Below are 9397 nucleotides of genomic sequence, written 5' to 3'. Positions count from 1 at the left end.
CAGCAGGCCGAGCGTGTGCCTCGCCTCGACGCGGCGCTCGACATCGCGGCCGCCGATCCGCCGAACATCATCACCGGCGACCTGGTCGAGCAGGTGGAGGCCGCCGTCGCCGCCTGCCCGGCCGGCTCGACACCCGTTGTGTTCCACACCGCGGTGCTCGGCTACCTCGAGCCGCCGGCCCGCGTGGAGTTCGTCCGCCGCGTCACGCGGCTCTGCGCTGACGCCGGCGCGGTGTGGATCTCCGTCGAAGGGGTGACCTTGCTGGACGAGGTCGCAGCACAGGTTCCCGAGGCGATCCGCAGGAACAAGGGCATCTTCGTCGTCGCCGTTAATGGTCGACCACTGGCCACGGCGCACGGCCACGGCGACTGGGTCCGCGCGCTCGCCCTCGACTGAGCTGCAACTACGGCTGGACGAAGACCTCGTCGACGAAGCCGAGGTTGAGCCGCAGGAGCCCGTTGTCCCCCTCGGGCACGACGACATCGAGGTTTCCGGTCGACGAGGCCCCTGGATAGAGCTCGCCCTCAAGCGGATCGGGGATAACTGACGGGTGGTCGAACGATTCGATCACCCGACCGTCCTCGGTCACCCACGATGCCCAGATGAAGTCCGCGAGCTCCGACTGGGGTCCATGGTAGGTAGCGGTGACGCTGATCAGCGCGATCTGGCTGCCGGGAGAAGGCGGCTCGTTGTACCGATTCTCCGCCAACACCTCCGCCGTGCCGTTGAGGTTGATCTCGTTGATCACGATTTCCCAGTCGCCGGTGATGATCGGCTCATCGGCACTCAACGGGTTCTCGCGGGTGCCGGCCGCAGCGTCCGAGCCCTGCCCACTCCCCTGCCCCTGCGCCTTCGCCTGCGCTTGAGCCTGCTCCCTGTCCGGCTGATACGGGTCCACCAGACCGGACAGGTCCTCGGGCGCACTCGGCGCGGCGGTGTCCCAGTCGATCCCCTCAAGCGCGTCGGCGATCACAAAGAAGAACATGATGAATCCGACGATCGTCCCGAGAACCGACACGACGAGCGCGCCGATCGCCGTGCCCTTGCCACCACTGCCCGCGAACAGGGCGACCAACCCGAGGACGAAGCTGACAGGCAGCACGACCCAGCCGAGGAACATGATGCCCGGGATGCAGGCCAGGATCGTGCCGACAATCGCCGCCACGAGCGCGATGATCCCCAAGGTGTTGCGCTGCTTCGGCGGTTCGGATTGCGGGCCCATCCCCGTCCCGTAGGGCAGGCCCGGGCCCGGGGGCTGGGGCTGAAACTGGGGCTGGGGCTGGAACTGACCGGCGCCCTGGTACGGCTGCTGCCCATACGGCGACTGGGACTGCCCGGCCGCAGCGCCCGGCTGGCCATACGGTGTGTAGGGGGACTGCGGCGGGTAGGGGGACTGCGGCGGATCGTGGGGGCCGGTCATATTGACCAAAGTAACTTAAGGTCTCTCTCAGCAGGATTGCTCTCCTGCCGGAACGAGGCCTGGTCGTGGACCCGGGAGAGCGTTACTGGAGGGGTGGGCGGACGTTGTCGTCGTCGTCGCCTTTGGGGTTACCACCGGCCCCGGGTGACTCAGTTGAACGGCCAGGCGTGCCGTATCGGCTGGTCCAGGCCGGGCTCGATGAGGTACTCCGTGCCGAAGGCCTTGGGGTAGATCTCTGCGGGCAGAGACAGCATCATGCCGATGTCGCTGGTCTGGCTGGCGTGGCATTCCATGGCGCGGCGTTTGAGGTCGATGACGTCGGCGGGCAGGTCGATCGCCCAGTCGATCTCCTCCTCGAGGACGCCGACGGGCAGTCCGTCGTCGCCGGTGAGGATCATTTTTCGCACCTTGTCGAGGTCCACCGCCACCCCGCCGTCGGCGAGCACCTCGAGGAACCGCGCGGCCTCCGGGCTCTCCAGCATCTCAAGCTGGGCGGTACGGTTTCCCGCGGCCTCGAGCAGGCGCGGTCGGCGGGCGGCCAGGTCGACGGCCCGGCGCGCGACACGGTGGACCGCGAGATGGTCGGGGTGCCCGTAGTTGCCCCGGTAGTCGTAGCCCACCAGCACGTCGGCGTCCTCGCGGTCCAGGATTCGGGCCAGCCGACCGGCGACCTCGTCCGTGCCTGCCTCGTCGATCGACGCCTGGTGCAGGCTCAACGGATCGCTGTTCTGCTCCCAGCCGGTCATCCCGGAGTCGCGGTACTCCAGCCAGTCGACGCGCTCGACGCCCAGGACGCGCGCGGCCGCACGGGCCTCGCCGCGGCGATGCTCGACCAGGTCGCCGTCGTCCCCCAGATGCTCGGGACGCTCGCCGTAATCGCCGTTGGTGGCGAACACGGTGACCACCCGGTGCCCCTCGCGGGCGGCCAGCGCCATCATCCCGGCGGTCTGGGACGTCTCGTCATCGGGGTGGGCGTGGAGAAACACGATCGTCGACACCCAGACAGTGTGCCCTGTCGGCCCCCGTGCGCGCTCAGCCTCGCGCGTCCGGATGCCCCGCCAGCCAGCGGTCGAACGCCTCCGCGCTGGTGAGCTCGGGCGTGTAGCCGAAGACCTCGCGCAGTCGGGTGTTGTCGAGCACCGGGCGGTAGCGCAGGAACCCCGTCTGCTCGGGGCCGTAGCGGGTGGCCTTCAGCACCTTGGCCACCGTGAGCGCGGCCTTGAGCACGGGCTCCGGGATGGCGAGGGTGCGCTTGCCGAGCCGGGCCGCGATCTCCCCGATGGTCAGCGTCCCGGTGCCGGCGACATTGAAGATCCCGGCCGGGGAGGTGCCCGCCGGGGAGCCTCCGCCCGGCCCGCCGCCGACCGCCCGCACGACGATCGCGACGAGGTCGGAATCCCAGATGAACACGAACGGCGAATCGGAGCCCCGGATCGCCAGCAGCCGCTTGTGGTGGAACAGGGCGGTGATCTGGTTGTCGACGGTGTCGCCGAGGATCGTGCCGATCCTCAGGACCACCTGCTCGAGCTCGGGGTGCTCGCGCCGGGCGTCTGCCAGCAGGAACTCGACCTGCGCCTTGTGGTGGCTGTAGGCGAACGCGGTGGTGCCCCGGACCGGCTGGTCCTCGGTGATCGGGACCGGATTGTCCGCGTGGTAGCCGTACGCCGCGCCCGAGGAGGACACGACGAGCCGCCGCACCCCGTGCTCCACGCACGCGTCGATCACGTGTCGCGAGCCGTCTACGTCCACGCGGTACGCGGCATCGCGTCCCATGCCGTCGGGGTCCACGACCGAGGCCAGGTGCACCACCGCCTCGTGCCCGGCCACCGCGGCCGAGACCGCGCCCGGGTCGGTGACATCGAGGCGGACGTGCTCAACCGAGCCCGTGCCCGCGACGGCGCCCGAACCCTCCGGCACCCGCAGGTCCCCGCTCGTGACCTCGTGCCCGGCCGCCGCGAGCCCCGCGACCACGCCGCGCCCGAGAAAACCACTGCCTCCGGTGACCAGAACCTTCATGCCGCAACCGCCCTCTCGTCATTGCCGCCAGGCCCGCCGGGCCCACCACTCGCACCGGTCCGCCGCTTCCACACCACCGCCACCGCGAGCCCGGCGATGATGTCCCACACGCCCCACCACGCCGCGACGAGCGCCATACCGCCGAGCCCGTCGAAGAAGCTGAACACGAACAGCAGTCCCAGCCCGGCGTTGCGGATGCCCACCTCGAAGGTCATCGCCTTGCGGGCGGGCACGTCGAGCGCGAAGCCCCGCGCGATCGAGTAGCCGAGTCCCAACGCGAGCGCGTCGTGCAGGAACACCGCCAGCGCCACTACACCTATATAGCCCACGAACAGGGCCCAGTTGTTGGCCACCGCGACCAGGATGATCCCGCCCAGCGCCAGGAACGACAGGATCCCCACCACGCGGTGACTGCGCGCCGCGACCCTCGGCAGCAGGTGCGAGACCACGAGTCCGAGCGCGAACGGGAGGGCGATCACCAGCACGACCTCGCTGAGCATGTCCCACGGCGCCACGCTGATCTCGTTGAAGTACTCACGCCCCGTCGGGTGCAGGTGCCCCCAGAGGGAGAAGTTGATGGGCAGCATGAAGATCGCGATCACGTTGCCGACCGCCGTCATGGACACCGACAGCGCCACATCGCCGCCCGCCCGGTGTGTGAGGATGTTGGACACGTTCCCCGGCGGGCAGCACGCCACGAGGATCATGCCGAGCGCGACCGACCCCTGCACCCCGAGGATCAGCGTCAGCAGGAACGTCAGCGCCGGCAGCAGCGCGAACTGCGCCACGATCGCCACCGCGAACGCCTTGGGCTTGCGCAGTGCCAGCCGGAAGTCGCTGAGCTTGGTGTCCATCGCTATCCCGAACAGGATCAGCCCCAGCACGATCTTCAGCGTGGTCAGTGAGCCGGAGTCGAACGCGATCCGGATGTCGTCGACGTTCATGCGCCGCGCCCCTCACCCTGGGCCCGGCCCCGCCCCGCCGCGTCCATGCGCGCGACCAGGTCCGTCACCGCGCCCCGGTACGCGCTCTTGTTGACGTAGTAGGCCATCCGGTCCAACCCCAGGTACTTGTAGCCGCCCGTCAGGTCGGGCCTGGGTCCCCGCCGGGAGGAGTCGACGACGACAACGACATCACGGCCAGCCGCAGTCCCCTGCCGCCGGGCCGACAAGTATCTCGCTACCAGGTCGGCCTGTTCGTACCGGCCCTGCCAGCCGATCCCGGAGGCCTCCACCATGCCCAGGACGGCCAGATCGTCGCGGGCCGACGGGAAGATGTTCAGATATAGATCCGGGGCGGCGGCCCCCTCGGACCAGTCGAGGTACTCCCGGTCGATGAACGGGTAGTTCAGCACGTAGCCGGTGGCCAGCATGACGAGGTCGTACTCACCGGAACTGCCAACCCCTGCCCCGCCAGCACCTGTCCTGCCCGGCCCTGCCCTGCCCGCCCGGAAGTGGACCGTGTTGCCGTCGAAGCGCTCAATGTCCGGGCGGACCGTGATGTCGCCGTGGCCCACGTGCTGCAGGACCAGACTGTTGACCACCGGATGCGATTCATAGATCTTGTGGTCGGGCTCGGGGAAACCGAATCGCGTCGGATCGCCCGTGAATGCCTTGAGCACCCGCGAGTCGATGAACTGCTTGATCGGCGCCGGCAGCGGCGTGCCCGTGTTGAGGGTGTCCGCCGGCTTGCCGAAGATGTACTTGGGCACGAAGTGGTAGCCGCGTCGGACGCTGATGTCGACCGACGCCGCGTGGTGCACCGCGTCCACCGCGATATCGCACCCACTGTTGCCGCCGCCCACCACGAGGACCCGCTTCCCCGCCAGCTCCTGCGGATACTTGTAGCGGCTGGTGTGGATCAGCTCGCCGCTGAACTCGCCGTCGAACCGCGGGATATTGGGCTCCGAGAGGGTGCCGTTGGCGATCACCAGGGCCGAGAACTCCCCGACCTCCACCTGGTCACTGCTGGCGGTGTTGTCGTCGTCACCAACGTTTCGCACGGTGAGCCGCCACCCCGAGTCGCGTGCCGCGCCCAACGGTTCCGCACGCACCACCTCCGTGCCGAAGCGGAAACGGTCGCGGAGGCCGAAGTGTTCGGCGAAGTCGCGGAAATAAGCGAGCAGGCGGCGGTGGTCCGGGTAGTCGGGGGTGTCCGCGGGCATGGGGAACTCGGCGAACTCCGTGGTGCGGGCCGACGAGATGAGGTGCGCTGAGTCGTAGACGGTACTGCGAGGCGAGTCGATGTTCCACAGCCCGCCGACGTCGTCCGCGAGGTCAAAGCCCATCCACGGCACCCCCTGGCGGTCGAGGTTGCGCGCCGCGGCCAAGCCTGACGGGCCGGCGCCGATAATCGCTACTGGACGGGTGTCAAGTTCGGTCATGGCATGAGATCCTGCCCGAAAATGCACCGCTCCCCGGCCCGAACGACCAATTTGATCGTGGACCGGGGAGCGTGTGCGGCTGCGCGCGGGGCGCCGGGTGCGGGGCGCGGCCGGGGCGCGCTTACTTCTCGCGGACGACCGAGCCGTCATCCTGCAGGCGCAGGAGCGGGTAGATGCCGTTCTCGTCGTGGTTCTCGTCGCCGACAACCGGCGGGTTGAAGACGCAGAGCATCTGCATCTCCTCCTCCACGATGACCTGGTGCTTCTCGTTGCCGTCGAGCAGGTACATCGAGCCCGCCTCGAGCGGGTACTCCTTGTCGTTGGTCAGGTCACGCAGGGTGCCCTTGCCGCGGGTCAGCCAGACGGCCTCGATGTGGTTGGCGTAGTGGAAGTCATTGGTGGTGCCGGCGGCGATGGTGGTCTCGTGGAACGAGAAGCCCACACGGTCGTCGGCCAGGACGATGCGCTTGGATTCCCAGTTTCCGTTGTTGCCCTTGATGTGGCGGTCGGTATCTGTGATCTCGGCGGTGGTACGAACGATCATGTGTTCCTCCTGAAGCGTTAAGTGGTCAGCGTTCTGCGCGGTCGGCGCAGCGCCCGATCAGGTGCACTGCTGGATCAGGCGTACTGCGTGGACAAGACGTGGTCGACAGCCTCGTAGCAGATCTCGATACCGCGGTCGCGCTCCTCGTCGGTGAGGGTCAGCGGCGCCAGGAACTTGACGACCTCGTCGCTCGGCCCGGCGGTCTCGACCAGCATCTTCTTGTCGAAGCAGCGGGCCATGACCTGCTCGGCCAGCTCCGGGTTCTCGAGGAACGCGATGCCGAACGCCATACCGCGACCGCGCAGCTCGAGCTTGCCCTCGTACTTGTAGACGAGCGGCGAGAAACGCTCCCGCAGGATGCGACCGTTCTCGAGGGTCTTGTTCTGCAGAGTGTCGTCGGACCAGTACTTACGCAGTGCGACCTCGGCGGTCGTGAACGCGAGGTTGTTTCCGCGGAAGGTGCCGTTGTGCTCGCCCGGCGTCCACTCGTCGAGGTCGCGACGGAACAGGGTCACCGCGAGCGGCAGGCCGGAGCCGCCGATCGACTTGGACAGGGTGACGATGTCCGGCTTGATGCCGGCGAACTCGAACGAGAAGAACTCGCCGGTACGACCGCAGCCCATCTGGACGTCGTCGATGATCAGCAGGATGTCGTGGCGGGCGCACAGCTCGTTGAGCGCCTGCAGCCACTCGGCGCGAGCGGCGTTGATGCCGCCCTCACCCTGGACGCACTCGACGATCACCGCGGCCGGGCGGTTCATGCCCGAACCCGAGTCGACGAGGACGCGCTCCATCCACTGGAAGTCCTCGGTGACGCCACCGAAGTAGTTGTCGTACGGCATCGGGGTGGCGTGGACCAGCGGGATGCCGGCGCCGGCACGCTTCATCGAGTTACCCGTCACCGACAGCGACCCGAGGGTCATACCGTGGAACGAGTTGGTGAAGTTGATGATCGCCTCGCGGCCGGTCACCTTGCGGGCCAGCTTCAGCGCCGACTCGACGGCGTTGGTGCCTGTCGGGCCGGGGAACATCACCTTGTAGTCGAGCCCACGCGGCTCGAGAATGTTGGTGGTGAACGTCTCGAGGAAGCGGCGCTTGGCGACGGTGAACTTGTCGAGCGAGTGGATGACGCCGTCGCGGGAGATGTACTCCACGAGGGCGTTCTTCATGTCCTCGTCGTTGTGGCCGTAGTTGAGTGCGCCGGCGCCACCGAAGAAGTCCAGGTAATCGTCGCCGTCGACCGTGGTCAGCGTCGCGCCCTTGGCGGTGTCGAAGACAACCGGCCAGTTGCGGGAGTAGCTACGAACTTCCGACTCGCGGTCGTTGAAAATATCGGTGTTGGTGCTGGAATCGTGCGGGGTCTCGGTCATAGTCGTGCTCACTCCAATGAAAAAGCGTCGGCCATCGGCGTCGGGCCGGACGGCCCGTTCGCCCAGTCCTTAGGAAATCGTGTAGAGGTCTTCTTGCTCGTGGCCCTCGCCGAGGAGGTCCGCGCTGATATAGTCCTCGCTGGTCAGCGTCATGCCGCGGTCACGGGCCACCGCGCCGAAGGTGCGCTTGGACGCCTCGTTGTCCGGGCTAATGGTGGTACGCAGGCGCACCGTGCCCTTCTGCTCGCCGGTGCGATCCATCAGATTGTGCAGAAGTCGCGCCGCGAGGCCCTTGCCACGCTGATCCGCATCGACACCGACCTGCCACACGAAGATCGTGTCGGGCTCGGAGGGGCGGAGCAAGCCGGTGACGAAGCCGACCACACGGCCCTCGACCTCGACCACCACCGAACTGTCGGCGAACTCGGCGCCCCACAGAACGTAGGCGTACGAAGAGTTCAGATCGAGGACTCCGCTGTCGCGGGCGATTTCCCACATGCGGTGTCCGTCTGCCGCGGTTGGCGGACGGAAAACCGCGTCGGACGAATCAGGGGTACGGGGTACTTCTCGTTCTCCTGGGTTCATAACTGCCCTCCACCGTAGTGAGACCATGCGCTTGTTGCATCTACCTTCACGGATTAGTTCCTGAATTCCCGATGAGTGCGCAGGTGGCCGCCGGGAAGTGAGGTCGGTCACCATCAGGTTATTCGGCATCCGCCCGGCGATGACACCTCGGTGGAAGAATGTTTTCATGGACGACAACCCGATCAACGAGTTCGACGAGGCCCGCTGCCTCCAGCTTCTCGCCACCGGATCCCTCGGTCGGCTGGTAACTGTCACGGATGGCCGCGCCGAGATCTACCCCATCAATTACGTGCTCTCGCGCGAGGGGAAGCTGTACTTCCGCACCGCCGAGGGCGGCAAACTGTCCGAGCTTTCGGTCCACCCGGAGGTCCTCTTCCAGGTTGATCACATCGAAGACGACTCCGCGTGGTCGGTGATCGTTCGCGGCCGTGCCCGTCGCCTCGAGGGGTTCGATGAGATCAATCGCGCCGAGCAGCTCGGCCTCAAGCCGTGGATCCCCACTCTGAAGTACAACTTCGTCGAGATCACGCCCGAACGACTCTCCGGCCGAGGCTTCACCTTTGCCGAAGAACCCGAGCGCTACAACGGCTGACCTTCCCCGCGGAAGTCGGACGGGCCGAACTCGTGCCTCACCGTGCCCTCCGTGGCTCTTCTCAGAAGGGTGGGAGTTCTTGGAGTAGGTGCCAGAGGTGGTGTTCTTGGGGGCTGTCGGTGAGGTCTTCGAATTTGAGGCGGGGGCGGCCTTGGCGGGGTCCGGGCATGTAGATGGGTTGGGAGGGGTCGAAGGTTTCTTTGAAGGAGTCGGCGTTGACCTTGTCGTCGGTGCAGGGCTGGACGTCGAGGTAGTCGGTGTAGTCCGGGAAGCGCCGCCGATAGGTTTCACACTGGATTGCGGGTCGTTTCCTGTCGGGGTAGTGGATGGTGCCGATGATGCGGCCGTCGGGACCTTCAACGGTTTCCACCATGGGTTCCTTCAGCATCTCCTTCCTCTTTGCCTCGACAGACGCCTTGGTTTTGGCGCGGGCGGCTGTGGCTTCGGCTCGGGATTTGGCGTGTGCGGCGTCTTGCTTGTCTCGTTC

11 protein-coding genes are annotated in these 9397 nt (G+C 67.1%); 2 read left to right on the top strand and 9 right to left on the bottom strand.

All coding sequences use genetic code 11. From position 1 onward, the window contains the following. Positions 1-396, top strand: a 396-nt coding sequence (locus tag G6016_RS16535) for a DUF2332 family protein (protein ID WP_182633687.1), incomplete at its 5' end; no start/stop codon positions are given. 7 nt (positions 397-403) lie between these two features. Here G6016_RS16535 and G6016_RS16530 read toward each other — a convergent pair. From G6016_RS16530 to ectA, 8 genes are all read right to left on the bottom strand, one after another. Beyond that, positions 404-1420 carry a DUF4190 domain-containing protein gene (locus G6016_RS16530; protein ID WP_182633686.1) on the bottom strand — a complete coding sequence of 339 codons (1017 nt, stop codon included), beginning with the start codon at positions 1418-1420 and terminating at the stop codon, positions 404-406. A gap of 149 nt (positions 1421-1569) precedes the next feature. Then, the gene (locus G6016_RS16525) at positions 1570-2418 is read right to left on the bottom strand and encodes a PIG-L family deacetylase (protein WP_182633685.1); all 849 of its coding nucleotides are present in this window, start codon (positions 2416-2418) and stop codon (positions 1570-1572) included. A gap of 34 nt (positions 2419-2452) precedes the next feature. Then, a complete protein-coding gene (locus tag G6016_RS16520; protein WP_182633684.1) occupies positions 2453-3436 on the bottom strand; it encodes an SDR family oxidoreductase in 984 nt (327 codons plus the stop codon). Then, a complete protein-coding gene (locus tag G6016_RS16515) occupies positions 3433-4380 on the bottom strand; it encodes a bile acid:sodium symporter family protein (RefSeq protein WP_182633683.1) in 948 nt (315 codons plus the stop codon). The genes G6016_RS16520 and G6016_RS16515 overlap by 4 nt, the downstream gene beginning before the upstream one ends. Beyond that, positions 4377-5819 carry a flavin-containing monooxygenase gene (locus tag G6016_RS16510; protein ID WP_182633682.1) on the bottom strand — a complete coding sequence of 481 codons (1443 nt, stop codon included), beginning with the start codon at positions 5817-5819 and terminating at the stop codon, positions 4377-4379. Before G6016_RS16510 ends, G6016_RS16515 begins: the two co-directional genes overlap by 4 nt. 121 nt (positions 5820-5940) lie before the next feature. Next, positions 5941-6363, bottom strand: a complete 423-nt coding sequence (locus G6016_RS16505; RefSeq protein ID WP_067715905.1) for an ectoine synthase — start codon at positions 6361-6363, stop codon at positions 5941-5943. A gap of 74 nt (positions 6364-6437) precedes the next feature. Next, positions 6438-7733: a diaminobutyrate--2-oxoglutarate transaminase gene (gene ectB / locus G6016_RS16500; protein ID WP_182633681.1), complete on the bottom strand. Its 1296-nt coding sequence runs from the start codon at positions 7731-7733 to the stop codon at positions 6438-6440. Between the two features lie 69 nt (positions 7734-7802). Then, positions 7803-8318 carry a diaminobutyrate acetyltransferase gene (gene ectA / locus G6016_RS16495; RefSeq protein WP_182633680.1) on the bottom strand — a complete coding sequence of 172 codons (516 nt, stop codon included), beginning with the start codon at positions 8316-8318 and terminating at the stop codon, positions 7803-7805. A 166-nt stretch (positions 8319-8484) separates the two neighbouring features. Here ectA and G6016_RS16490 point away from each other — a divergent pair, with 166 nt between their 5' ends. Next, positions 8485-8910, top strand: coding sequence for a pyridoxamine 5'-phosphate oxidase family protein (locus tag G6016_RS16490; protein WP_182633679.1), 426 nt, complete (start codon positions 8485-8487; stop codon positions 8908-8910). 61 nt (positions 8911-8971) lie between these two features. On the opposite strand, the gene G6016_RS16485 is transcribed toward G6016_RS16490, so the two are convergent. Beyond that, positions 8972-9397: hypothetical protein (locus G6016_RS16485; protein ID WP_206682331.1), on the bottom strand; the 426-nt coding region annotated here is incomplete at its 5' end.

Source organism: Dietzia aerolata (assembly GCF_014144865.1).
GTDB lineage: Bacteria > Actinomycetota > Actinomycetes > Mycobacteriales > Mycobacteriaceae > Dietzia > Dietzia aerolata.
Note: the sequence above shows the minus strand (reverse complement) of the source record. Positions and strands in the feature narration are given on the sequence as shown.

Bases quoted from the DNA above. Each gene is read 5' to 3' on its own strand.
- G6016_RS16530 (WP_182633686.1), bottom strand. From the start codon at position 1,420: ATGACCGGCCCCCACGATCCGCCGCAGTCCCCCTACCCGCCGCAGTCC.
- G6016_RS16520 (WP_182633684.1), bottom strand. From the start codon at position 3,436: ATGAAGGTTCTGGTCACCGGAGGCAGTGGTTTTCTCGGGCGCGGCGTG.
- G6016_RS16515 (WP_182633683.1), bottom strand. From the start codon at position 4,380: ATGAACGTCGACGACATCCGGATCGCGTTCGACTCCGGCTCACTGACC.
- G6016_RS16510 (WP_182633682.1), bottom strand. From the start codon at position 5,819: ATGACCGAACTTGACACCCGTCCAGTAGCGATTATCGGCGCCGGCCCG.
- G6016_RS16505 (WP_067715905.1), bottom strand. From the start codon at position 6,363: ATGATCGTTCGTACCACCGCCGAGATCACAGATACCGACCGCCACATC.
- ectB (WP_182633681.1), bottom strand. From the start codon at position 7,733: ATGACCGAGACCCCGCACGATTCCAGCACCAACACCGATATTTTCAAC.
- ectA (WP_182633680.1), bottom strand. From the start codon at position 8,318: ATGAACCCAGGAGAACGAGAAGTACCCCGTACCCCTGATTCGTCCGAC.
- G6016_RS16490 (WP_182633679.1), top strand. From the start codon at position 8,485: ATGGACGACAACCCGATCAACGAGTTCGACGAGGCCCGCTGCCTCCAG.